Source organism: Streptomyces hypolithicus (assembly GCF_052934925.1).
In genome coordinates this window covers 5,613,528-5,635,780 of the sequence record NZ_CM128811.1, presented here as the reverse complement: position 1 = coordinate 5,635,780, position 22,253 = coordinate 5,613,528, and the positions used below count along the sequence as shown (strand labels likewise).

22 protein-coding genes and 1 pseudogene are annotated in these 22,253 nt (G+C 71.0%); 15 read left to right on the top strand and 8 right to left on the bottom strand.

What is annotated here, in order from left to right; all coding sequences use genetic code 11:
- Window positions 1–10: 10 nt before the first annotated feature.
- Complete coding sequence (locus tag ACU6WZ_RS26550) at window positions 11–517, bottom strand: rhodanese-like domain-containing protein (RefSeq protein WP_447030708.1); 507 nt, start codon at window positions 515–517, stop codon at window positions 11–13.
- Window positions 518–610: 93 nt separating this feature from the next.
- Here ACU6WZ_RS26550 and ACU6WZ_RS26545 point away from each other — a divergent pair, with 93 nt between their 5' ends.
- Entirely contained in the window at window positions 611–1,087 is a 477-nt protein-coding gene (locus ACU6WZ_RS26545; protein WP_447030707.1) for an Lrp/AsnC family transcriptional regulator, read from the top strand.
- On the opposite strand, the gene ACU6WZ_RS26540 is transcribed toward ACU6WZ_RS26545, so the two are convergent.
- The 3 genes from ACU6WZ_RS26540 to ACU6WZ_RS26530 all read right to left on the bottom strand — a co-directional run bounded on the left by ACU6WZ_RS26540 (window position 1,077) and on the right by ACU6WZ_RS26530 (window position 6,074).
- A complete protein-coding gene (locus ACU6WZ_RS26540; protein ID WP_447030706.1) occupies window positions 1,077–4,184 on the bottom strand; it encodes an AAA family ATPase in 3,108 nt (1,035 codons plus the stop codon). The genes ACU6WZ_RS26545 and ACU6WZ_RS26540 overlap by 11 nt on opposite strands.
- Window positions 4,181–5,347, bottom strand: coding sequence for an exonuclease SbcCD subunit D (locus ACU6WZ_RS26535; protein ID WP_447030705.1), 1,167 nt, complete (start codon window positions 5,345–5,347; stop codon window positions 4,181–4,183). Before ACU6WZ_RS26535 ends, ACU6WZ_RS26540 begins: the two co-directional genes overlap by 4 nt.
- A gap of 100 nt (window positions 5,348–5,447) precedes the next feature.
- Window positions 5,448–6,074, bottom strand: coding sequence for a YigZ family protein (locus tag ACU6WZ_RS26530; protein ID WP_447030704.1), 627 nt, complete (start codon window positions 6,072–6,074; stop codon window positions 5,448–5,450).
- Window positions 6,075–6,182: 108 nt separating this feature from the next.
- Between ACU6WZ_RS26530 and ACU6WZ_RS26525 the strand changes: the two genes are divergently transcribed.
- Entirely contained in the window at window positions 6,183–6,590 is a 408-nt protein-coding gene (locus tag ACU6WZ_RS26525; protein ID WP_447030703.1) for a CoA-binding protein, read from the top strand.
- Window positions 6,591–6,604: 14 nt separating this feature from the next.
- Here ACU6WZ_RS26525 and ACU6WZ_RS26520 read toward each other — a convergent pair.
- A pseudogene (locus ACU6WZ_RS26520) lies at window positions 6,605–7,158 on the bottom strand (YbaK/EbsC family protein).
- 43 nt (window positions 7,159–7,201) lie between these two features.
- The gene (locus tag ACU6WZ_RS26515; protein WP_447030702.1) at window positions 7,202–7,774 is read right to left on the bottom strand and encodes a helix-turn-helix domain-containing protein; all 573 of its coding nucleotides are present in this window, start codon (window positions 7,772–7,774) and stop codon (window positions 7,202–7,204) included.
- 94 nt (window positions 7,775–7,868) lie between these two features.
- On the opposite strand from ACU6WZ_RS26515, the gene ACU6WZ_RS26510 reads away from it, so the two are divergent.
- Window positions 7,869–8,735, top strand: a complete 867-nt coding sequence (locus ACU6WZ_RS26510; protein WP_447030701.1) for an EamA family transporter — start codon at window positions 7,869–7,871, stop codon at window positions 8,733–8,735.
- Between the two features lie 15 nt (window positions 8,736–8,750).
- Here the strand turns inward: ACU6WZ_RS26510 and ACU6WZ_RS26505 are convergent, their stop codons facing one another.
- A complete protein-coding gene (locus tag ACU6WZ_RS26505; RefSeq protein WP_447030700.1) occupies window positions 8,751–9,497 on the bottom strand; it encodes an acyltransferase in 747 nt (248 codons plus the stop codon).
- Between the two features lie 158 nt (window positions 9,498–9,655).
- On the opposite strand from ACU6WZ_RS26505, the gene ACU6WZ_RS26500 reads away from it, so the two are divergent.
- On the top strand, window positions 9,656–10,183 hold the full coding sequence (locus tag ACU6WZ_RS26500) for a gamma carbonic anhydrase family protein (protein WP_447030699.1): 528 nt from the start codon (window positions 9,656–9,658) through the stop codon (window positions 10,181–10,183).
- A 67-nt stretch (window positions 10,184–10,250) separates the two neighbouring features.
- On the opposite strand, the gene ACU6WZ_RS26495 is transcribed toward ACU6WZ_RS26500, so the two are convergent.
- A complete protein-coding gene (locus tag ACU6WZ_RS26495; protein ID WP_447030698.1) occupies window positions 10,251–10,754 on the bottom strand; it encodes a GNAT family N-acetyltransferase in 504 nt (167 codons plus the stop codon).
- Window positions 10,755–11,272: 518 nt separating this feature from the next.
- Here ACU6WZ_RS26495 and ACU6WZ_RS26490 point away from each other — a divergent pair.
- The 11 genes from ACU6WZ_RS26490 (at window position 11,273) to ACU6WZ_RS26440 (ending at window position 22,248) form a co-directional block, all read left to right on the top strand.
- Window positions 11,273–12,145: a fatty acid desaturase family protein gene (locus ACU6WZ_RS26490; protein ID WP_447030697.1), complete on the top strand. Its 873-nt coding sequence runs from the start codon at window positions 11,273–11,275 to the stop codon at window positions 12,143–12,145.
- Between the two features lie 37 nt (window positions 12,146–12,182).
- Complete coding sequence (locus tag ACU6WZ_RS26485; protein ID WP_447030696.1) at window positions 12,183–13,073, top strand: class I SAM-dependent methyltransferase; 891 nt, start codon at window positions 12,183–12,185, stop codon at window positions 13,071–13,073.
- A 41-nt stretch (window positions 13,074–13,114) separates the two neighbouring features.
- Window positions 13,115–14,053, top strand: coding sequence for a glycosyltransferase (locus ACU6WZ_RS26480; RefSeq protein ID WP_447030695.1), 939 nt, complete (start codon window positions 13,115–13,117; stop codon window positions 14,051–14,053).
- Between the two features lie 98 nt (window positions 14,054–14,151).
- On the top strand, window positions 14,152–15,402 hold the full coding sequence (locus ACU6WZ_RS26475; RefSeq protein WP_447030694.1) for a nucleotide sugar dehydrogenase: 1,251 nt from the start codon (window positions 14,152–14,154) through the stop codon (window positions 15,400–15,402).
- A complete protein-coding gene (locus ACU6WZ_RS26470; protein WP_447030693.1) occupies window positions 15,399–16,352 on the top strand; it encodes a sugar phosphate isomerase/epimerase family protein in 954 nt (317 codons plus the stop codon). The genes ACU6WZ_RS26475 and ACU6WZ_RS26470 overlap by 4 nt, the downstream gene beginning before the upstream one ends.
- Window positions 16,339–17,538, top strand: a complete 1,200-nt coding sequence (locus ACU6WZ_RS26465; RefSeq protein WP_447030692.1) for a DegT/DnrJ/EryC1/StrS family aminotransferase — start codon at window positions 16,339–16,341, stop codon at window positions 17,536–17,538. Before ACU6WZ_RS26470 ends, ACU6WZ_RS26465 begins: the two co-directional genes overlap by 14 nt.
- Entirely contained in the window at window positions 17,535–18,575 is a 1,041-nt protein-coding gene (locus ACU6WZ_RS26460; RefSeq protein WP_447030691.1) for an NAD-dependent epimerase/dehydratase family protein, read from the top strand. Before ACU6WZ_RS26465 ends, ACU6WZ_RS26460 begins: the two co-directional genes overlap by 4 nt.
- Entirely contained in the window at window positions 18,572–19,882 is a 1,311-nt protein-coding gene (locus tag ACU6WZ_RS26455; RefSeq protein ID WP_447030690.1) for a DegT/DnrJ/EryC1/StrS family aminotransferase, read from the top strand. The genes ACU6WZ_RS26460 and ACU6WZ_RS26455 overlap by 4 nt, the downstream gene beginning before the upstream one ends.
- Window positions 19,875–20,843, top strand: a complete 969-nt coding sequence (locus tag ACU6WZ_RS26450) for a GNAT family N-acetyltransferase (RefSeq protein ID WP_447030689.1) — start codon at window positions 19,875–19,877, stop codon at window positions 20,841–20,843. Before ACU6WZ_RS26455 ends, ACU6WZ_RS26450 begins: the two co-directional genes overlap by 8 nt.
- The gene (locus tag ACU6WZ_RS26445) at window positions 20,840–21,535 is read left to right on the top strand and encodes a WbqC family protein (protein ID WP_447030688.1); all 696 of its coding nucleotides are present in this window, start codon (window positions 20,840–20,842) and stop codon (window positions 21,533–21,535) included. The genes ACU6WZ_RS26450 and ACU6WZ_RS26445 overlap by 4 nt, the downstream gene beginning before the upstream one ends.
- Entirely contained in the window at window positions 21,532–22,248 is a 717-nt protein-coding gene (locus ACU6WZ_RS26440) for a PIG-L deacetylase family protein (protein ID WP_447030687.1), read from the top strand. The genes ACU6WZ_RS26445 and ACU6WZ_RS26440 overlap by 4 nt, the downstream gene beginning before the upstream one ends.
- Window positions 22,249–22,253 lie beyond the last annotated feature (5 nt).

Sequence of the window (22,253 nt, the reverse complement as noted above, 5' to 3'; positions counted from 1 at the left end):
GGTGGGGCGGTCAGCAGCCGCAGTTCTCCGACCCGATGGGTGCGGTCAGCGGGTCGGCGCCGCGCCGCTGCCGGCCCTGCCAGGTCTCGACCTCGAAGCCCTCACGGATCCAGTACTCGATGCCGCCGAGCATCTCCTTCACCCGGTAACCGAGTTCGGCGAGGGCGAGGGCCGCGCGGGTTCCGCCGTTGCAGCCGGGGCCCCAGCAGTAAGTGATCACCGGCACGGACCTGTCCAGCAGCCGCTCCGCCTGCGCCGGGATCATGGCAGTCGGCAGATGCAGGGCGCCGGGGACGTGTCCCTGGTCCCAGGACTCGGTGGAGCGGGAGTCGATCACGACGAATCCGGGGTCCTCGTCCGCCCCGAGGACCGCGGCCACGTCGGAGATGTCAGCGTGGAACGCGAGGGCGGCCGCGAAGTACGCGGCGGCCGCGGCGGGGGCCGCCGGTGGGACACGCAGAACAGCGTTGCCTCTGGTCGACGGGGTTTGGCCGGTGGTGAGCGGTGTCGATGCCATGGCCCGAATCTACGGCGAGTGATCATCGGGGTGAAGTGAGATTTCCCGGCACTTCTCTTGATCTGCCGGTGGATTCCCTGTTGTCTCGGGGACATGACCGGATATTCACCGGACGCCACCGACTGGCGCATCCTGGAAGCCCTGCAGAGCGAAGGCCGGGCCAGTTTCGCCGACCTGGCGCGTACCGTGTCCATGTCCGCGAGCGCCGTGACGGAGCGCGTGCGGCGGCTCGAGGAAGCCGGGGTGATCTCCGGCTACACGGCCGTCGTGGAACAGGAGGCCCTGGGCATGCCCATCCTGGCCTTCGTGCGGCTGCGCTATCCGCACGGAAACTACAAGCCGTTCCACGATCTGCTCGACGTGACGCCCGAGGTGCTCGAAGCACATCACGTCACGGGCGACGACTGCTTCGTACTCAAGGTCGCGGCCCGTTCGATGCGGCATCTGGAGGAGGTGGCGGGGCGGATCGGGGCACTCGGCTCGGTCACGACGAGCATCGTCTACTCCTCGCCGCTGCCGCGCCGCGGTCTTGGCCGGCGAATCAGGGCCGGCGAGGACCTCAGCCGCTGACCCCCGCCGTGCGGTGACGCACCACGGAGCCCGCCCGGTCCTTGACGACCTCCAGCTGCGTGGTGACTCGCCGGCGCAGGTCCGCGACGTGGCTGACGATGCCCACGCTGCGGTCCCGCTCGCGCAGCGAGTCGAGGACGTCGAGCACCTCGTCCAGGGTCTGGTCGTCGAGGCTGCCGAAGCCCTCGTCGATGAAGAGCGTGTCGAGCCGTACGCCGCCGGACTCGTCGGTGACGACGTCGGCGAGGCCGAGTGCGAGGGCCAGCGAGGCGAAGAACGTCTCGCCGCCGGAGAGTGTCGACGTGTCGCGCTCGCTGCCCGTCCAGGCGTCGACGACGTGCAGGCCGAGCCCGGAGCGGCCGCGGCCGCCGGATCTGGCGTCGGAGTGGACGAGCGTGTAGCGGCCGGACGACATGAGCTGGAGACGGGCGGTGGCCGCCGCCGCGACCTGCTCAAGGCGGGCGGCCAGGACGTACGACTCCAGGCGCATCTTGCGCTCGTTGTCGGCGGAGGTGCCGGCGGTGAGGGAGGCGAGGCGCGCCACCCGGTCGTAGCGTTCACGCAGCGGGCCGAGACGCTGCGTCTCCTCGGCGGCCTGCTGTGACAGGGCGGTGAGAGCGGCGCAGCGCTGCCGTGCGGCGTCGAGGGCGGAGGTGGCGTCGAGCAGTCCGCGCTCGGCGGCGTCGAACGATTCCTGGGCGCTCTGGGGTTGTGCCTGCGGCCGGCCGGCGGCCGCGGCGGTGGCGGGCTCGGCCAGCCGGTCGGCGACGGCGGCCTGTTCGCGCTGCCATTCGTCGATGCAGTGCTGGAGGCCGCGGTGCTCCGCGTCGCCGAGGAGCGCCTCGCCGGCGGCGTGGGGGGTGTCGAACCCCGCCTTGAACGCGGCGTCGGCGAGCCGGTCGTCGGCCTCCTTGAGGCGCTGCGCGGTGCTGTCTGCGTCCCGCACGGCTTCGGTGGCCTCGGCGAGTACCCGGACGCGGCGCTCCAGCAGGGCGGCGTGCTCCGCGACACTGTTGGCTTCGCCACGGGCCCGGACCAATTCGGTTTCCAGGGAGTCCTGTTCGCGCTCCAGCGCTTCGCGTTGAGACGTCCGGGCGGCTACGCGGCGCTCGGCCTGCTGCTGGGCGCCGGTCCGCTCCGCGTGCTCGCGCTCGACCGCCGCGAGCGCCTCACGCGCGGCGTGCGTCCCCCCGGCGACGGCATGTGCCTCGGCGTGCTCGCGGCGCAGCTCGTCCACGTGGGCGCTGAGTTCCCCGACGCTGACGTCACGCATACGCGGACCGGCCGAGCGGGGTTCGTTCCTGGCGCCGTCCGCGCCGTCCGCGCCGTCGGACGGGGTAGCGTCGTCGGCGGGTGCCGTGCCCGCCTCGGCGCGGGCCGCCGCGTGGTCTTCGCGGACCGTCGCCAGGGCGCGCTCCGCCCGGCCCCGCGCTGCTTCCGCGCTCGTATACGTCCCGTAAGCCGCTTCCTCCGCCCTACGGTCCACCTGGTCCGCCGCCGCCCTGGCCGGCGCCGGGTGCTCCGTAGCGCCGCAGACCGCGCACTCCTCGCCGTCGCGCAGCCCGGCCGCCAGCTCGGCCGCGATGCCGCGCAGCCGTCGTTCCTTGAGGTCCAGCCAGGTCTCGCGCGCCGCTGCGACCCCGTCGCGCGCGGTCCGCAGCCGGTCCTCGGCGGCTGCGACCTCCTCGCCGAGCGCGTCACGCCGGTGTGCGGCGTCGAGTCTGCGGCGGGCCGGTTCGAGTCGGCCCGTCAGGTGTTCCGTACGGGCCACGGCTTCCTGGGCTGCTTCGATGCGCTGCCGGCCCGCGCGGCGGGCCTCGTCCCAGCCGTCGAGCCAGTCCGCGGCATCCCGCAGCAGTTCGTCGTCGGCGCGCGCCTGACGCTCCAGCGCCGCGCGCTCGCGTCCGATCTCCTCGCTGCGCAGCTCCGCCCTCCGCGCGGCTTCGAGGCCGCCGAGGTCCTGGCGCAGCCTGCGCTCCTGCGCGGCGAGTTGCTCGGCCCCGATGTCGGCGAGATCCGCGGGCAGTACGGCCCGCGACCGCTCCCGGGCCACGCTCGCAGCGCGGTGGGCACGCTCGGCTTCGTCGCGCAGCGAAAGGGCGGCGGCGACCCGGTCGGCCCGGCGGGCACGGTCCTGCCGCTCGCGCAGCCGCTCGTACTCGGGGCGCCGGGCTTCGAGTGCGTCAGAGCGCCGGCGCGCGTCCGCGTACCGCTGCTGGAGGGCGGCCAGTTCACGCGCGGCGTCCAAGTCCCGACGGGCGGCGGCCCGCCGGCCGTGGGCGGCGCCGACTGCGGACTCGGCGATGTCCAGGCTCTCACGCGCACCGGTACGCGCCACGGCGGCCCATTGCCGGACGGCGCCGGCCAGCCCGGGCTCGCCGGGCTGGGCGTCCGGCAGTGGCCAGTCCCGCGCGTCCGCGCTGTCGCCGGCCGCCTGCGCCATGCGCTGTGCGACGGCGAGGAGCCGTTCGTCCCCCGCGCGTACCTGCTGCTCGGCGGCGCGGCGCAGGTCGGCGAGGCGGTCCTCGACGGCCGCGAAGCGATGGGTGTCGAAGAGCCGGCCGAGGAGCTTGCCGCGTGCCTCCGCGTCGGCGCGCAGGAAACGCGCGAAGTCGCCCTGGGGCAGCAGCACCACCTGGCAGAACTGCTCACGGCTCATGCCGAGGAGCTGGGTGATCTCCTCGCCGATCTCCTGGTGGGAGCGGCTGAGCGCCTTCCACCCCGTGTCGGGCCGGTGCTCGCGCAGCCAGCTCTGCGCCTTCTCGGTGGTGAAGCCGGTCCCCTTCTTCTTCGGGCGCGGCTGTGCGGGACGCCGGGTGACCTCCAGCCGCCGACCGCCCACGGTCAACTCCAGCCGGACCTCGGTGGCCAGGTCGTGCGCGGCATGGTCGCTGCGCAGCGAGGCACCGGGGCTCTGCCGGGCGCCCGGCACGGCGCCGTACAGCACATAGCAGACGGCGTCCAGGACGGAGGTCTTGCCGGCGCCGGTGGGCCCGTGCAGCAGGAAGATGCCTGCGGCGCTGAGGGCGTCGAAGTCGACGTCCTGGGTGGCGCCGAAGGGCCCGAAGGCCGTGATGCGCAAAGAGTGCAGTCTCATGGGGAGACCTCGCGTGCCCCGGAGTCGACGCGTACGTCGTCGAAGGCGCCGAACAGCACCGTGCGCTCGCCGTCGTCTGGCCCGCTGCCGCCGCGGACATGCGCCACGAAGTCCTCGGCGATCTGTCGGTCGCTGCGCCCCTTGAGGCGCTGGGCGTACGACGCGAGGGGGTCGTCGGGTGCCCGCTCGGGGTCGAAGACAAGGCTGAGGGTGTGCGGGAAGCGCGCGCAGAGCCGGGCCATGGGTTCGGCCGGGCGCACCGGGTCGGTGAGTGTCGCCTCCACCCAGGACTCTTCGTGCCGCTCCAGCGACGCGTCCTGCAAGAGCTCCCCCAGCCGCCCCCGGATCCGGGCGACCCGCCTCGGTACGGGGCAGTCGAGCCGCTGCGCGTCGATCTCGCCACCGGGTCCGAGGTCGATCAGCCACATCGTCTTGCGATGGTCGGCTTCCGAGAAGGAGTACGCGAGCGGGGAGCCCGAGTATCGCACCCGGTCGGTGAGGGCCTGGGAGCCGTGGAGGTGGCCCAGGGCCACGTAGTCGACACCGTCGAAGACCCCGGCGGGCACGGCGGCCACGCCCCCGACGGTGATGTCCCGCTCGCTGTCGCTCGCCTCACCGCCGGCGACGAACGCGTGCGCGAGGACGACGGACCGGGTGCCGGCGGGCCGCCCGGCGAGGTCCGCGCGTACCCGCTCCATGGCCGCTGTGATGACCACCTCATGCCCCGGCCTGTCCACCTTGAACTCGTCGCGCACCAGGGCGGGTTCCAGGTACGGCAGGCCGTAGAGGGCGATGTCGCCGTGCGCGTCGGAGACCACGACGGGCGTGGCGCAGCGGGCCGGGTCCGTACGGAGATGGATGCCGGCCCGGTCGATGAGTCCCGCGCCGACGCCCAGCCTGCGGGCCGAGTCGTGGTTCCCGGAGATCATCACGGTGGCCGCGCCCGCCTCGGCGAGACGGTGCAGCGCCTGGTCGAAGAGTTCTACGGCGGCGAGCGGCGGCACTGCTCTGTCGTACACGTCACCCGCCACCAGCACGGCGTCCACGTCCTGCTCGCGCACCGTCGCCACCAGATGGTCGAGATACGCGGCCTGGGCATCGAGAAGGTTCACCCGGTGGAAGGACCGCCCCAGGTGCCAGTCGGACGTGTGCAGGAATCGCATGACCCCAGAGGGTATCCGTGGGGTCTGACAACGCGGGCGGCGACCGGGTCACGACCGTCGCCACCTGCCTTCACCACGCCCCCGCCCACCCCCGCAGCCCTCAGACGTCGCCGTAGGCCTCGCCGCCGAGTGCCAGGTCCGCGGTTCCCGCGGTGGCGTCCGCGAGCCGGTCACGGAACGGCTCGACGTCCGCCTCGGGCAGCGCGATCTCGATCGTGACCGCCTCCGCGTACCGCACCTCGCGCACCGTGTATCCGGTCGCCCGCAGGTCGTTCTCCAGTTTTCCGGCCCGCTGATGGTCGACCGTGACGGTCACGATCCGCAACCGCTGCCTGGTGAGCGTGCCCACGGCGTCGAGCGCTTCGCCGACCACTCCCCCGTACGCCCGGATCAGGCCGCCCGCGCCGAGCTTCACGCCGCCGTAGTAGCGGGTGACGACGGCGACGGTGTAGCGGACCTCCCGGCGCAACAGCATCTGCAGCATCGGTACGCCGGCGGTGCCGCCCGGCTCACCGTCGTCGCTCGCCTTCTGGACGGAGGCGTCCGCTCCGATGACGTAAGCGAAGCAGTTGTGCGAAGCCGTCGGGTGTTCTCTGCGGATACGCGCGACGAAGTCCTGCGCCTCGCGTTCGGTCGCGGCGGGGGCGAGCGCGCAGAGGAAGCGCGATCTGTTGATCTCGGCCTCGTGCGCGCCGGAGCGCGCGACGGTCCGGTACTGCTCCTGCATTCGTCCCACCCTATGCGCGGCCACGACAGGCGGGAATTCCTGGGCTCCGTCGCCCGTTGATCACCACGAGTGACCTTCCGATGACCTTCGAGCTCCAGGAGGCAGGGCGTGTTCGGCGACCCGGCAACGATCCGCAAGATCCTCACCGAGTCCGGTGACACCTGGGCGGTGGTGGGCCTGTCCCACAACGAGTCGCGGGCGGCGCACGGCGTCGCGGGCGTGCTTCAGCGCTTCGGCAAGCGCATCGTGCCGGTACACCCCAAGGCGGAGACGGTCCACGGCGAGCAGGGGTACGCGTCGCTGGCGGACATCCCGTTCCCCGTCGACGTCGTGGACGTGTTCGTCAACAGCGGGCTGGCCGGTGGCGTGGCCGACGAGGCTGCGGCGATCGGCGCCACGGCGGTGTGGTTCCAGCTCGGGGTGATCGACGAGGCGGCGTACGAGCGCACGCGCGAGGCCGGACTGGAGATGGTCATGGACCGCTGCCCGGCCATCGAGATACCCCGGCTCGGCTGACCGCGCCGGGAGCCTCAGACGCCGAGCCCGTCGACGACCACCGCGCCCGGAAGCCCCGCGAAACACCTTGCCGGGGACGATGAGCTTGCCCCGGCGGCGGCCGCTGCCGATCAGGACCCACTCGACGTCGGTGACGACGCCGCCCACGAGCAGCGGCCAGTCGGCGGGCAGCCCGATCGGCGTGATGCCGCCGTACTCCATGCCGGTTTCACCTACGGCCGTGTCCATCGGGGCGAACGACGCTTTGCGCGCCCAGTTGCCTGCGCACCACGCCGTTCACATCCACGCGCGTACGGGAGAGGACCACGCAGGCGGCGAGCGAGGTCTCACCGCCGTGCTTGCCCGCGACGACCACGCAGTTCGCCGACGCGTCGAGCAGTGCGGCCCCGTGATGCGCCACGAAGGCCGCCGTGTCGGCAATGTCCGGGTCGGTGTCGACGTGGATCAACTGATCGGCGGGGACATCGTGGGTCCACGCGCGTACGGCGTCCGCGACGGGGCCGGTCAGCAGTTCGAGGCAGTCGGGAGCGGGCCTGGCGTCGGCGAAGTCTCCGAGAGGTGCGCGCATGGGCGCACGCTTACAGCCGCAGGGCGCCGGGGTGTCGACCGTCTCAGCGTACGGGTGGGACCGAGACAACCATCGTCATGTCGACCGCCTGGTCGCCGTCGTTGCGGTACGCGTGGGGGACGTTCGACTCGAAGGACACCGAGGCGCCGGCCGGGACTGAGTACGCCGCACCGTCGACCAGCAGGGTGAGTTCGCCCGCCGTGACATGGAGCAGTTCGGTCGTCCCGTCCGGGTGGGGGTCGGACGCGCTGGCGTCGCCCGGCATCAGCCGCCAGGCCCACAGTTCGAGCGGGCCGCGGACCTCGGCGCCGACCAGCAGCGTGGTGTGACTGCCTGCCTCGGTCGACCACATGCGGACCGCCTGCCCCTCGGGCACGACCTGGACCTGCCTGCCCTGCTCGTAGTCGAGCAGCGTGGTGATGCTGACGCCGAGGGCGTCGGCGAGCTTCACCGTGGTACCGACGCTCGGGTTCGTACGTGCCTGCTCGATCTGGATGATCATTCCGCGGCTGACCCCGGCCCGGGCGGCCAGGGCGTCCAGCGTGAAGCCGCGCTCGCCGCGCCAGCGCTTGAGGTTGCGGGCGAGCGACTGCGTGAGCTGGTCGAGGTCCGACACATTCCGTCCAATATTATGGATGACAGAGTTCAATGTATTGCACTATGGTCTGGTGTACCGGACCGTTCATCACACTGTACTGCGAGGCACCGTCATGACAGCACTCTTCGCCCTGGCCACCGCCCTGCTCTACGGGCTGGCCGACTTCGGCGGCGGGCTGCTGACCCGGCGTACGCCCGCGCTGACCGTCGTCGTGGTGTCCCAGACCATCGCGCTGGTGGTCCTCGGCGTGATCGTCGTCGCGACCGGCGCCTGGAGCGAGGCGAGCTCCCAGTTGTGGTTCGCGGTGGGCGCCGGTGTGGTCGGGCCCGTCGCGATGCTCTGCTTCTACAAGGCCCTCGCGCTCGGCCCGATGGGCGTGGTCTCGCCGCTCGGCTCGGTGGGCGTCGCCGTGCCCGTGACCGTAGGCATCGTGCTGGGCGAACGCCCCGGGCTGCTGCAGTTCGCGGGCATCGCCGTGGCGGTGGCCGGCGTCGTGCTCGCGAGCGGCCCACAGCTGCGCGGCGCACCCGTGCAGCGGCAGGCGATCGTCCTGACCTTGGTCGCGGCCGTCGGCTTCGGCGCGGTGCTGGCCTTGATCGCCGAGGCGTCCTCCACCCTCACCGGGCTCTTCCTCGCACTCTTCGTGCAGCGCGTGAGCAATGTGGCCGTCGGCGGTGCGGCGCTGTACGTCTCGGTCCGGCGCGGCGAGAAGGCGCTGCCGCAGGACGGCGGCATGCGGGTGATCGTGGCCGCGCTGCCCGCCCTGGCGTTCGTCGGTCTCGCCGACGTGGCCGCGAACGGCACGTACTCCATCGCCGCACAGCAGGGCCCGGTCACCGTCGCCGCGGTGCTCGCCAACCTCTACCCGGTGATCACCGCGCTGGCCGCGCTCGTCGTCCTCAAGGAGCGGCTGCGCGGCGTACAGGCGGCGGGCGCGGGCCTCGCCCTGGTGGGTACGGCGCTGCTCGCCGCCGGGTGAACCGGGGCGGCCCACTCACTCCGCTGTTTCGGACTCCAGCCCGGCCAGCGCCACGAGTTGCTCCGGAGTGACACCCTCCGGAATCGGTACGGGCGCGGGCGTGCGCAACGGCGGCTGCCATCCCCTGGCCGCGTCCCAGCTGCGTACGACGCGGGCGGGGGCCCCGGCGACCACGGCGTGGTCGGGCACCTCGCCCCGCACGACCGCGCCCGCCGCGACCACGACGTTACGGCCGAGCCGGGCGCCCGGAAGTATCACGGCGCCCGTGCCGATCCAGCAGCCCGGGCCAATCTCGACCGGGGCGGTGCGCGGCCACTGCTTGCCGACGGGGACGTCGAGGTCGTCGTAACTGTGGTTGGTGGACGTGACGTACACGAACGGGCCGAAGTAGCAGTCGTCCGCGATGGTTACCGTCGTGTCGGCGATCACGTGGCTGCCGCGGCCGAGGACCACCCCGTTGCCCAGGCGCAGGATCGGATCGAGGCCGAGGTCGAGGCCGGGCATCATCCCGGCGGTCAGCGTGACCTGTTCGCCGATGATGCAGTGGTCCCCGAGGTGGATCCACTCCTCGCCGAACACGGTGCCCTGGGGGAAGGCGAGCTTGGTGCCGACGCCGATCGAGCCGAAGCGGAGACGGCCCGGGCGGTCGGCGCTGACCGCTCCGGCCTGCTGCACCCAGCGCCATCCGCCGTGCACGGCGCGGGTCACCAGGCGGCGACGCCACGCGGACAGCGATGAGAACGCGTTTCGGTTCTTCGGCACCCGCACACGGTAGTCGGCGGACCGGCGGGGATCGGGGCGGGCCGCTGTGACGTTCACCCCACCCGCCCCCGGCTGAGCGAATGCCGCCCCAGGTGCCCGCACAAATGATCAGCCGCATACCGTGGCACCGATCAGCGGACACAACGGAAGGCGTGGCGATGACCGGGGCATTGATCGCGGGGCTGGGTGACAAGATGCCGGAGGTGCACGCGGAGGCGTTCACCGCCCCCACGAGCGTGGTGATCGGCGACGTGACGATGGCGGCCGGAGCCAGTGTCTGGTACCACGCGGTGCTGCGGGCCGATTGCGGGCCGATCGTCCTGGGCGCCGACAGCAACGTTCAGGACAACTGCACGGTCCATGTCGATCCGGGTTTTCCCGTGACCGTCGGCGCCCGGGTGTCAGTCGGCCACAACGCCGTCCTGCACGGGTGCACGATCGAGGACGACGTGTTGGTCGGGATGGGCGCCACCGTCCTCAACGGGGCTCACGTCGGCGAGGGTTCACTGATCGCGGCCCAGGCGCTGGTTCCACAGGGGATGCGGGTGCCGCCCGGCTCACTCGTGGCGGGAGTGCCGGCCAAGGTCAGGCGTGAACTGACCGAAGAGGAGCGGGCGGGCATCCGGCTGAACGCGGCGATGTACCGCGACCTGACCCAGAGCCATCGGGATGCCGTAACACGCTGACCGCCACCCGTTGCTCGGCGGCACACCGCCACGGCGCCGCCGTGCGGCCGAGCGCGGGGAGGCCGGCTCACAGTTCCTTGCGCATGCAGGCCCGCGGCCACCGGTCCAGTCCGTGCGCGGCCTCCGCACCGCGGATCTCGCGGAGCCCCCGCGTCCACTTCGCCTCGGGCAGCAGCCGGAATCCGAGCCTCTCGTAATACGGACCGTTCCACACCACCTCGGTGAACGTGGTGAGGGTCAGCGCTGAGGCTCCCTGCCCCCTGGCCCATTGCTCGGCATGCTCGATCAGAGCCTTCCCGATGCCCTTCCGCGCGTGGTCGGGGTGTACGGAAACCTGCTCGACGTGCCCGTCCCCGTCCACCAGGTCCGCGATCAGGTAGGCGACCGGGCAGTCGTCCTCGGCCGCCCAGACCCAGGCCCGGCCATCCCGCTCGTACCCGCCGAGGACCTCAAGCGACGGCGGTTCGTCCTCCGCGATCGCGGCCATGCCGATGTCGGCGAAGACCTTTCCGGCGGCGCGTTCGATGTCCTGGAGCTGCGGCAGGTCCGTCGCTCTGGCCAACCGGATCATGACTCTCCCCCTCGTACAGCCGACATCTTGGTGGGAGGCAGGTTACCCAACACGGCGCCGCAGTCCGCACGTTGAACGCGGGGCCCAGGCGGCCGAGCCCGGGGCACCTGGGGCGGGTGGGGCTGCCGAGGCACCTCTTAGACAGTGAGCAAAAAATTCTGGCTAAGCCTTTGCGGAGTGTTGCCGCTGTGCTTGACTGTTCGCAGACATAGACCGGGGGGAAGTTCAGGGGGGCTTTTCATAGTTTTGATCGCCGAAGGTCCCTTGATGTGACGGGACCGCGGCGATGCCGGCGGGGCAGAGAATGTTCATTGACCATCAGTTGACACCCGAGCGGACTTCTTCCTGTCCGCCGGACGGCCCTGCGATAAACACCGGGGAAAAGGGTTATGGAACCAGCAAGGGGCGGGACCAGGGGAAGAGGGAATCCCGGATCCCCGCACTTACCGTCGATCGTCTCCGATGACGGCGTGCGATGGACCGACTACCGGAAGACGTTGCGGCCACGATATGCGGTCGTGTGGCGCGACATCGGATTCTGCTATGTATTCCTGGCCCTCGGCGTCCTCACGGTCGCCTTCGCGCCGCAGCTGCGGCCCGGATGGGTGACCGTCGCACTCGTCGCGCCGGCGGCGTTGTGGACCGGCTTCTGGCTGCACTCGCTCTTCCTGTTCGGTCACGAGGCCGCGCACGCCAACCTCGCACCGCGCCGCAGGACCAACGACCGGCTGGGGGACTGGCTCGTGTGGATCCTCTTCGGCTCCACCACCGTGAACTACCGCTACACGCACATGTCCCACCATGCCCACCTGGGTGACCACGAAGACACGGAAATCACCTACCACCTGTGCCTTTCCGCCCTGAACATGCTCAAGGCGGTCACCGGCGTCCACGTGCTGGAGGTCCTGCTCCACAAGCGGGGACTCGGGGAGACACGCAAGAAGTCCACCCGTACCTCCAGCGGTCTGCTGGCCTCGTTGCGCTCGTTCGGGGTGCATGCGGCCATCCTGCTCGGGCTCGTCGCCACCGGCTCGCACCTGGCCGCGCTGACCTGGGTCGTCGCGGTCGGAGCAGTGTTCCCGCTGCTGGCGACGGTGCGGACGGTCGTCGAACACCGACACCTGGACGCACCGTGCGACGCCGACTTCTCCGTGGAGCTGCACGGACCGGTGAACCGGATGTTCGGCACCGGGATGGTGTCGCGTTCGTTCGGCTCGGCCGGCTTCAACCAGCATCTGCTGCATCACTGGGACCCCGCGATTTCATACACCCGATTCGCGGAGATGGGACAGTTCTTCTCCCGCACGCCGCTTGCCGCCGATATGGAGGCAAGTCGTACCGGATACGGCGCGGCCGTCAGGACGCTCATAATGGAGGCTCGTCGTGGCTGAGAAGTTGATGGCTTGCCCAATTTGCGCTGAAACCTCGGTGGAGTTGTTCGCCAAGGCGTACGACAAGGAATACTTCACGAGCGACGAGGAATACAGCTACGCTCTCTGCCCGTCGTGCAGTGCGGTATATCTCGATTCACCACCGGTGGATCGTCTCGACGTGATCTACCCGACCAACTACTATTCCTACGGCGGTATCGGCGAGTCGACCACTTTCACCGAGCGGATCAAGGAGCGGCTCGACGGCCGCATGCTCGCGAAGGTGTTGAAGGGTATCCCCGGCGAGAAGCTGAGGGTCCTCGACGTGGGCGGCGGGTCCGGCTGGCTGCTGACCACCGTGCGCCGGGTGGACCAGCGGGTCGCCGAGACCCACGAGGTCGACCTGCAGGCGGCGGCCGCACCACTGGCCGAGGCGGCGGGCCATGTGTACCACCGCATGCCCATCGAGGAGTTCACCTCCGATGAGCCGTTCGACCTGATCCTGATGATGAGCATCATCGAGCACGTCCCCGACCCGCGCAGGGTCATGGCCGGGGTGGCCGGCCTTCTGTCGGAGCACGGTGTGCTGTTGATGAAGACCCCCAACACCGCCACGGCCGACGCTCGTATCTTCCGCCACCGCAACTGGGGCGGACTGCACTGCCCCCGCCACTTCGTACTGTTCACCGAGCCGGGCCTGGACCGGCTCGGATCTCAAGTGGGCCTCGCCAAGTCCGACAGCTACTACACCCAGGGCGCCCCCCAGTGGGCGATCAGCGTGATGGCGTGGCTCAGCGACCGGGGCTGGATCAAGGTCAGCCGGGAGAAGCCCGCCTACACGAACCGGGTGTACGAGCCGCTGACCGCGTTCTTCGCCGGCGTCGACTTCCTGCGCGCCAGGTTCGCACCCACCGCGCAGATGATGATCAGTTTCAAACGAGCCCGCTGATGACGGAGACCGTCAGACATGACCATGAGCGTAGGGAAACCATGAGCCGCAGCCCCAACGAGCAGCCGGCCGACGCGGCCGGCGCCGTCGACCTCAGCTTCGTCATCCCCATGTACAACGAGGAGGACATCGCCAGGGAGGCCGTGGAGCGCGCGGTGAAGGCCGGCAAGGACTCGGGCCGTTCCTTCGAGGTGCTCGCCGTCGACGACGGAAGCACCGACTCCACCGCCAGGGTTCTCGCCGAACTGCGTGCCACGACACCGGAGTTCCGCTGGGTGCAGCTTCGCCCCAACTGCGGGCAGCCCGCGTCGAGCAAGGCGGGCATGATCGCTGCCGGCGGCGCGATGGTATGTGTGCTCGACGCCGACATGCAGACGCCGCCCGAGGTGGTGGCACAGCTGGTCGCGGCGCTGGAGCAGGCAGGCCCCGAGGTCGCCGCCGTGTTCGGCGTGACCTCCACCCGCAAGCGCGACGACCCGACGCGGCTGCTGGTCGGGCAGGCCGTCTTCTACTTCATGGAGACCCGGTTCGGCAGGCACCCGATCCCGCACGGGGCCAGCTCGTTCTTCGTCATGCGGCGCGACGTCGCGCGCCGACTGGGCAACCTGACGTTCACCAAGGGCAACGTCGGCGCGATCATGGCCGCGCTCGGGCTCGGGATGCGCACGGTCACCTACGTCAAGCCCAGGAGTTATCGCGAAGACTCCCGGCTGGGCCTGCGCGGCCACGTCGAGGAGGCGGTGGGTTCGCTCGCGCTGACCGGCGTGCTGAGTCGGTTCGGCGCCATGAGCGCGGCGGCCGCCGCCCTCGCCGGCGCCCGGTCCCGCTCGCGAGGGCCGCGCGCGGTCGCCGCGGTGGCGGCGGCGGTGTCGCTGGGATCGGTGGCCGCGGCGGAACGGTTCAACAGGCGCTCCTTGCGGATCGCCACCACGGAGCTGCCGATCTTCGAAGGCGAAGCGGCGGCCCCGAAGCGGGTCTGAACAACCAGTCGTCCCTACCGGACAGTGCCGTCGGCAGTGCCGTCAGCACGTCCCGAGCCGAATGCTGCCACATCGGATTACGACGAAAGGAGGGGACCGTGCGAGTCGCGGCCATCGGACAGGGATACGTGGGTTTGCCGCTTTCCATCGCCATAGCGTCCTCCGGCCACACCGTGTACGCGGTCGAGATCGATCCGGTCCGCTTCGAGTCACTGCGGGCGTGCCGGTCGTACATCGTCGACGTCACCGACGAGGAACTGCAGAGGGAGACCGGGAGCCAGCGCTACGTGGCGCTGCCGAACCTGGCCGACGCACCGGAGGTCGACGTCTTCCTGATCTCCACGCCCACTCCCCTCACCGAGGACAAGACGCCTGATCTCACCTACGTGGACCGGGCGTTGGCCCAAGTCGCGGCCGTCGCCACGCCGGGCGCGCTGATCGTGATCGAGTCGACGGTCTATCCCGGCGCGCTGCGCCGGCACGTCGCTCCTCTCTTCGAGCGGCTCTGCGGCCTGAAGTCAGGCGTCGACGTGTTCTTCGCGTACAGCCCGGACCGGGTCGATCCCGGCCGTGACGCAGTCCTCGGCGACGTACCCAAGCTGGTGTCAGGTCTGGGCGATCAGGCGCTGGAGGCGATCCGGGACTTCTACGGCACGGTGTTCAAGGAGGTAGTGCCGGTCTCCAGCTGTGAGGTCGCCGAATTCACGAAGCTCCTGGAGAACACCTTCCGCTACCTGAACATCGCCTTCGTCAACGAGCTGAGCAGGGCGACGTCGGAGATGAACATCAGCCTGCGCGAGGTGATCTCCGCCGCGTCGACCAAGCCGTTCGGCTTCATGCCCTTCCACCACGGGCCGGGCGTCGGCGGGCACTGCCTGCCCAACAACGTGCACTACCTCAACCACGCGCTGAACGCGGCGGGCCACAAGAGCGAACTGCTCAACGCGGCAGCCGAGATCAACGAGTCGATGCCCCGCCACGTGATGCAGCGGCTGGCCGCTTCGCTGGCCCAGCAGGGCAAAAGCCTGCAGGGGGCCACCGTGCTCATCCTCGGCGTCGCCTTCAAGTCCGGCGTGGCGGACTCGCGCAACTCGCCCGCGTTCGCCATCGGCGCCGAGCTGGTCAGCATGGGCACCACGGTCAAGGTCACCGACCCGTGGCTGGGCATCGACATGGGTTCCGACACCTTCACCGCCGTCGAGCTCACCGCGGCCGAATGCCGTGAGGCCGACGCCGTGCTACTGGTGACCGACCACGAGCAGATCGACTACGAGACGGTACTCGCCTCGTCGAATCTGATCTTCGACTGCCGGGGCATGCTCAACGCGGCGGAGGTCGAACAGCTGTGAGCGGCGCACCGGCGACGCTGCGGCTCACGTTCGACGGGCTGCGGCGCGAACAGATCGACACGCGCTGGGCCCGCGAGCTCGGCGGGTTGGAGGCCTATGTCTTCGACGGCGGCGACATCACGGACGAGGACCAGTGGCGGGTGCTCGGCGAGAACCTGCGCCACGCGTTCGAGGTCGGCGCGCAGCGGCTCACCCTGCACTTCCCGACCGAGAACGCGAACTGGGTCGGCGACCGGGGGGTCTACGACCGGTTGCGCCGCTTCTGTGACCTGGCCGCCGATGTGGGTGCGCTGGGCGTGGTGCTGCACGCGAACCAGTTCGTCTCACTGGCCGACTGGCCGGCGTTCGACCTTGTGGGCGCGCGGGCCCGGGTGGTGGAGAGGGTCGCCGAACTCGACGCGTATCTGGGCGACTCACCGATCTGGATCGGCATGGAGAACATGCCGGTCATCGGCGCCCAGGGCATCGACTTCGACTCGGTCTTCGTCACGCCGTCGGACTTCGCCCCGCTCGCGGAGCTCGGCTCGGACCGGGTGGGCGTCACCTGGGACGTATGTCACTGGGCGGTGTCGTACTCGACGCTGACCGCGATGGCGCGGCTGGAACGGCGAGCCGATCCGGTGACCCCGTTCGAACTCCCCGCGGCGCCCCTCAAGCATCTGCACTTCGCCTCGTTCGCCGGGCACGCCATGCCGACGTGGCCGGACCAGTGCCTCGAAGGTGTGCCGCCCCAGTACGGCGACATCGATCCCGGCCTCCTCACGGGCATGCTCGCCGCCGCGCTCGACGCGGCACGTGCCATGAGCAGCGAGGTGGGAGTCGTCTTCGAGGTGCAGGAGGACGACTACGAGGACCGCAAGAACTGCTGGGTGACCCACGAATGGCTGGCCTCGGTCCCCGAACTGGCGGCACGGGTCGACTGCGTGAGGAGGGGCGATGACCGGGTCTGATCTTCCGTACGCCCGCCCCTACTGGGACGCCGGGGAAGCCGCCGCCCTGATGGTGGCGCTGGAGTCCGGGCTGTGGACCAACGGCACCCAGGTGGTGCGGTTCGAGGAGGAGCTCCAGCGGATCACCGGCGCCCCCACGGTCGCCATGTCGAGCGGGACCGGCGCCGTCTTCGCGCTACTGCACACACTGGGGCGCCGGGTGAGCGGGCCGAAGCTGCTGGTCTCGCCGACGCTGAACTTCGCGGCGGGACCGGCGTCGGCCCAACTGCTCGGCTGGGACGTCGCGCTGTGCGACGTGAGCGCGGACGACCTCACCATCTGCCCGGAGAGTCTGGGTGAACTGCTGGACCGCGTGCACCGCGACTACGCGAGGATCGTCGTGCTTCCGGTGCACTACGCGGGCCACAGCGCGGACATGGCCGCGCTGTCGGCGCAGTGCGAGCGCTACGGCGCGGATCTCGTCGAGGACGCCTGCCATGCGGTCGGCGGGACCTACGACGGTGTGCTGCCCGTGGGCTCGTGGCCGGCGTCGGTGGCGGCGTACTACAGCTTCCACCCGACCAAGCCGATCGCCTCGGGCGAGGGCGGCGCGGTGAGCACCACGGACCCGGACCTGCTGCGCGAACTGCGCATGGTACGCAACCACAACATGTCGCCGGTCGATGAACACACCGATGACCAGGGGCCGTGGCCCTACTCGATCACGGCGCCGGGGATGAACCTGCGCCTGTCGGAGTTCAACGCGGCGGTGGGAGCGGTGCAAGCCGGCAGGGCGGAGGAGTCCCGGCTGGCGCGCGCCCGTCTTGCCCAGCGCTACCACCGGGCGCTGGACGGACTGCCGTTCGTCCGGCCGGTGCCCGGCCGGCGGCGTACGGGGTCCGCGCACCACCTGTTTCCCGTCGTCTTCGACGTCGAGGGGCTCGGCATGTCCAAGAAGGAGATGCTGGCCGGCTTCGTCTCCCGGCGGATCCGGTGCCAGGTGCACTACACACCCCTGCACCGGCTGCCCGCCTTCGCGGCCGTCGCGCCGCGGCTGCTGACGCCGTTCACCACCATGGACGCCACCTTTCCGGGGCTGGTCTCGCTGCCGCTGTGGCGCGGAATGACCGACGACGACTGCGACCGGGTCATCCGTGTCGTCACAGAGACCGTGCACCGATCGACTCAACCAATGGGCAGGTCATGAGCAAACAGCACACTGGGCCGCGCACTCTGATCACCGGCGGCTTCGGCTTCCTGGCGACCTGGGTCGCCGCCGGCCTGGTCCGGTCGGGACACCGGGTGGTCCTCGTCGACAACCGTGAGCCCGAGGGCTCACCCGTGTGGCTGTCCGGGCTGCTGGGCGACGCCGCCGTGGAGACCGGCAGGGCCGACATCACCACACACGGGTCACTCGACCAGTTCGGCGAGGTCGACCATGTCGTGCACGCGGCGGCGCTGCTCGGGGTCAACAAGGTGCGCAGCGCGCCCCGGGAGACCCTGCGGGTCAACATCGACGGCACCGCGGTCGCCCTGGACTACGCCGCACGCAATCCGCGGTTGCGCCGCTTCCTGCTGCTGAGCACCAGCGAGGTGTACGGCAGCGACGCCAAGGGGGCCGAGGAGAACGAGTGGCTGTCGGTGCGATCCGACGACCCGCGCTGGTCCTACGCGGTCAGCAAGGTCACAGCCGAATCGATGACCGCGGCCTGGGGCACCGAGGACGACCTGCCCTACGCGATCGTGCGGCCGTTCAACGTCTACGGCCCGTTGCGGACCGGCGCGTACGCGGTCGGAGTCCTGGCGGCGCAGGCGGTGGCCGGCCGGCCGATCACGGTGCACGGCGACGGCTCGCAGTCCCGGGCGTGGTGCCACGCCGAGGACTTCGCCGCCGGCCTGATCCGCTGCCTGCACGCGCCCGAGGCCGTCGGGGAGGCCTTCAACATCGGTGACGACACCAACGACGTGACGGTGGCGGAACTGGCCCGGCTGACCCGCGATCTGAGCGGTACCACCGCGCAGATCCAGCAGATCCCGCACACCGGCCCGGACATCCAGTCCCGCAAGCCCGACCTCACCAAGGCCCGTGACCTGCTGGGCTACCGGCCGGTGCGCGACTTCGAGGCGGGCCTGCGGGAGACCATCGACTGGGTCCGAGGCGGCTGCGGCGAGGTGCCGCTGCGCCTGGAGCGCGACGACTGGCCCCAGTGGACCGCCGACACGGTGGGTGTCCGGCAGCCGTGATCCCTGACCAGGCAGAGATGTCCGACCTGTGGTACGCGCCTGTGCCGCGCCGCCCGGTCGGCTACCTCCATCCGTCTCGCATGACGGCGGGCCGCTTCGCCGCGACGGCGCGCGCCGCGGCCCGGCCGCAGCGCGCCCGGACGGGCCTCACGGCCCGGCTGCGCGAGCATGCGGGAAGGACCCGGTGCGTGCTGACCGCGACCGGGCGCGCCGCGCTCGAACTCGCCGTGCGACAGACCGGTGCGGCCGAGGTGGTGCTGTGCACCTTCAACTGCCCCGCCGTGGCGGACGCCGTGCTCGCGGCCGGTGCGCGGCCGGTGCTGGTCGGCATCGATTCCACCTACGGTCCCGCGTTCACGTCGGTGGACCTCCGGGGGCGGGCTGTCGTACTGACCAATGCCCTCGGCCTGGACGAGTGGCGCGCGCACGCGGCGCGGATCGAGAGGCTGGGAGGCACCGTGCTGCTCGACCTGGCGCAGGCGAGTGTCTCGCCCCGGGTGCTGCGCCGGTTCCATGATGCGCCCTGCCCGATCGTGCTGAGCTTCGGTGAGGGCAAGCCACTGGGCGGTCTCGGCGGCGGCGCGCTGCTCACCTCGGCGCTGCCCGCCTCCGCGCCGACCGTCTCCACGCTGCCCGCCTCCGCGTCGGCCGTCTCCACGCTGCCCCTCTCCGCCCCGGTCTCCGACACGCCGGGACTGCTGCGCGCAGGTGAGCCGGCTCCGCTGCGGCGGGCGGTGGGCGCGCGGCTGCTGGCGCACGCACCGGGAGTCGTACGCGCAGCGGTGCAGCGCTCGCAGTCACGCACGCCCGGCTGGTCGTACACCAAGGCCGACCATCTGCCGGCAGAGGCCCAGGCGGTGCGCCAGGACGCGCCGTCCCGCTGGGAAGTAGCGGCGGCGGCGGCGCTGCTCAGCACCTCCTCCCAGAGCGCGGACGAGGCGGCGAGCACCCACGAGCAGGTCGCCGCCGCGGTCGCCGCCAAACTGACGACCTGTGAGCTGGTGGCCGCCGATCCCGATCTCGGCCCCGGGATCGAGCTGGTGTTCCGGCGTCCGGGACAGCGGTTCGCCTTCGCGCGGGCGCTGGCCGAGCTCGGGGTTCCGAGCACCTGGAACTACTACCCGCTGCACAAGCTGGCCCCGTACGCCGGCTTCGCCGCGAGCACGATGGCAGGAGCGGAGTCCCTGTGGCCGCGGGTGCTGACGGTCACCAAGCAGCCGCAACCGCGCCTCACGGCAGCGCTGTTGGCTCGAGCGATGATCGCGGCCGACCGGTCGGTGCTGGGCCAGGAGGCCGGTCGTGACTGACCTCCGGGAGAAGCACACCGCGTTGGTGCTGACGGAGTCCGAGTGGGACGCCCGGCTGTCCCGCGCACGGCAGGAGCTGCCGTTCGCGCAACGCCACTGGCTCACGCTCGGGCTGGCGGACGCTGTGGGCCTGCGGTTCGTGCCCACCGCGGTGCGGTGGGGGCGGGCGGGCGAGATGCTGCTGCCGCTGTGCGTGACCGACCGGGACCGGCGGGCGCAGATCGGCTGCTACGGCTACGGATCGGTGGCCGTGTCCGCCGATTGGCGGGGCCCGCTGCCCGGCTTCGCCGATCTCGCCGAGGTCGTCTGCCGCGATCAGGGTCTTTCCCAGTTGTCGACGCTGGTTCCGCCAGTCGGCGCCTGCCCGGGCCTGGACCTACAGCTCGGGCACTGGCCCACCCGGCCCGCCAGGAACACGTACCTCCTCAACCTCACCGATGGAGCGCAAGCGGTCTGGGAGGCGGCCAAGGGCAGTTCGCGCACGGCCGTCCGGCGGGCGGGCGCGCTCGGTCTCGTCGCGTCGGCCGCTGTGCCTGGGCAGGGCGTCGATCTGGCCCGGCTGCAGCAGCAGACGCTGGTGCGCAACGGCGCCGGGTCGGCCTGTGACGCGTCGGACCTCGAGTTCCTGGCCGACGGCCGACACGCGGTCACCACCGTGGTCGCCGACGACGACGGCGTCCAGGCCGCGTCGGTCTTCGCGGTGGGGGTTGCGGACGTGGCGGGCGAGGTGAGCACGGCGGGCGCCTTCCACCTCATGCAGGTGACGTCCGAGCGCGGGCGGGCGCTCAACGCCGGGCACCTGGCGTTCTGGTCGGGGCTCACGGCGCTGGCCGAGCGCGGTGTCGCCGCGGTCGACCTCGGCGCGGCGGCCGGCGGTGGTCAGGAGAAGTTCAAGTCGGGCTGGGGCGCGTCCGCCGTGGCGGCTCGCGCGGTCCACTGGCAGGACGGGGAGGCACGATGATCATCAGCGCGCACCAGCCCGCCTACCTGCCCTGGCTGGGCTACTTCGCCAAGATCGCCCGCGCCGACCTGTTCGTACTGCACGACCGCAGCCGCATCGGCCGGCGCAACATGCTCAACCGCAACAGGATCGGCGGCCCGGGAGGCGAACTCCTTCTGACCATCCCCCTGTCGCACGAGGACCTGCGGGCCGAGCGGCCGGTCGACGAGGTGCGACTGGTCGACGACGGCTGGCGCCGCCGGCACTGGAAGGCTGTCCAGATGGCCTACCGCCGTGCGCCCTACTTCAGGACGCACGCCGAGTTCCTTGAGTCGTACTACACCAGCGAGTTCCGCACGCTGGGCGACGTATGCCTGCCGTTCATCGACTACTGCCTGGAGCAACTCAAGATCGACTGTCCGGTGCACCGGCTGTCGCGGCTGGAGCTGCCCGAGTACGACCGCCAGACGATCATTCCGCTGCTGTGCGAGAAGTTCGGTGCCGACGCCTTCATCGCCGGGCCGCAAGCGGTCAACTACCTGGACACCGAGGGTATGGACGGTATCCGGATCGAGTACTTCCACTACACGCACCCGCAGTACCCGCAGTACCCGCAGGCGGGCGACGGCTTCCAGTCGCACCTGTCGGTGCTGGACCTGTTGATGAACTGCGGGCCACAGAGCGCCGACATCGTCAGGAGTGTCCCGTCATGAGCACGGTGCTCGCCGTCGTCGCGCATCCCGACGACGAAGTGATCGGTCCCGGCGGCACGCTGGCCAGGCACGCCAAGGCCGGTGACGAGGTGCACATACTGATCCTCGCCGACGGCAAGACATCGCGGGCGGACGATCCCGATCCGGCGGCGGGCGCGGCGCTGTCGGCTCAGGAGACGGCCGCGTCCTGCGCGGTCCTGGGGAGCGCGGGGGTGCACCGGCTCGACCTCGCCGACAACCAACTCGACACGTACCCGCTGCTCTCACTTGCCCAGCAGGTCTCGGCCGTGGTCGAACGGCTCGCCCCGCACACCGTCTACACCCACCACAGCGGGGACCTCAACATCGACCACGAACTCACCGCCCGCGCCTGCATGATCGCGTGCAGGCCGCACGTGAGTCCGGTGCGCTGGCTCCTCGGGTTCTCCACCCTGTCGGCCACCGACGCGGGCTACGCGGGCCGTGCCCCGTTCGTACCCGCGCTGTACAGCGACATCAGCGACACCCTGGCGTGCAAGCTCGACGCGATGCGGTGTTACGCGTCGGAGCTGCGGGACTTCCCGCATCCGCGCTCGATCAAGGCCATCGGCCTGCAGGCCGAACTGTTCGGCGCGCACGCGAACACCGCCGCGGCGGAAGCGTTCAGCGTGCTGCGCGGGACCTGGGACACACCCGCCTGGGACACACACATCAGCCAGCCGAAGGAGGTGTGACCGTC

Bases quoted from the DNA above. Each gene is read 5' to 3' on its own strand.
- ACU6WZ_RS26550 (WP_447030708.1), bottom strand. From the start codon at position 517: ATGGCATCGACACCGCTCACCACCGGCCAAACCCCGTCGACCAGAGGC.
- ACU6WZ_RS26545 (WP_447030707.1), top strand. From the start codon at position 611: ATGACCGGATATTCACCGGACGCCACCGACTGGCGCATCCTGGAAGCC.
- ACU6WZ_RS26540 (WP_447030706.1), bottom strand. From the start codon at position 4,184: ATGAGACTGCACTCTTTGCGCATCACGGCCTTCGGGCCCTTCGGCGCC.
- ACU6WZ_RS26535 (WP_447030705.1), bottom strand. From the start codon at position 5,347: ATGCGATTCCTGCACACGTCCGACTGGCACCTGGGGCGGTCCTTCCAC.
- ACU6WZ_RS26530 (WP_447030704.1), bottom strand. From the start codon at position 6,074: ATGCAGGAGCAGTACCGGACCGTCGCGCGCTCCGGCGCGCACGAGGCC.
- ACU6WZ_RS26510 (WP_447030701.1), top strand. From the start codon at position 7,869: ATGACAGCACTCTTCGCCCTGGCCACCGCCCTGCTCTACGGGCTGGCC.
- ACU6WZ_RS26500 (WP_447030699.1), top strand. From the start codon at position 9,656: ATGACCGGGGCATTGATCGCGGGGCTGGGTGACAAGATGCCGGAGGTG.
- ACU6WZ_RS26495 (WP_447030698.1), bottom strand. From the start codon at position 10,754: ATGATCCGGTTGGCCAGAGCGACGGACCTGCCGCAGCTCCAGGACATC.
- ACU6WZ_RS26480 (WP_447030695.1), top strand. From the start codon at position 13,115: ATGAGCCGCAGCCCCAACGAGCAGCCGGCCGACGCGGCCGGCGCCGTC.
- ACU6WZ_RS26465 (WP_447030692.1), top strand. From the start codon at position 16,339: ATGACCGGGTCTGATCTTCCGTACGCCCGCCCCTACTGGGACGCCGGG.
- ACU6WZ_RS26460 (WP_447030691.1), top strand. From the start codon at position 17,535: ATGAGCAAACAGCACACTGGGCCGCGCACTCTGATCACCGGCGGCTTC.
- ACU6WZ_RS26445 (WP_447030688.1), top strand. From the start codon at position 20,840: ATGATCATCAGCGCGCACCAGCCCGCCTACCTGCCCTGGCTGGGCTAC.
- ACU6WZ_RS26440 (WP_447030687.1), top strand. From the start codon at position 21,532: ATGAGCACGGTGCTCGCCGTCGTCGCGCATCCCGACGACGAAGTGATC.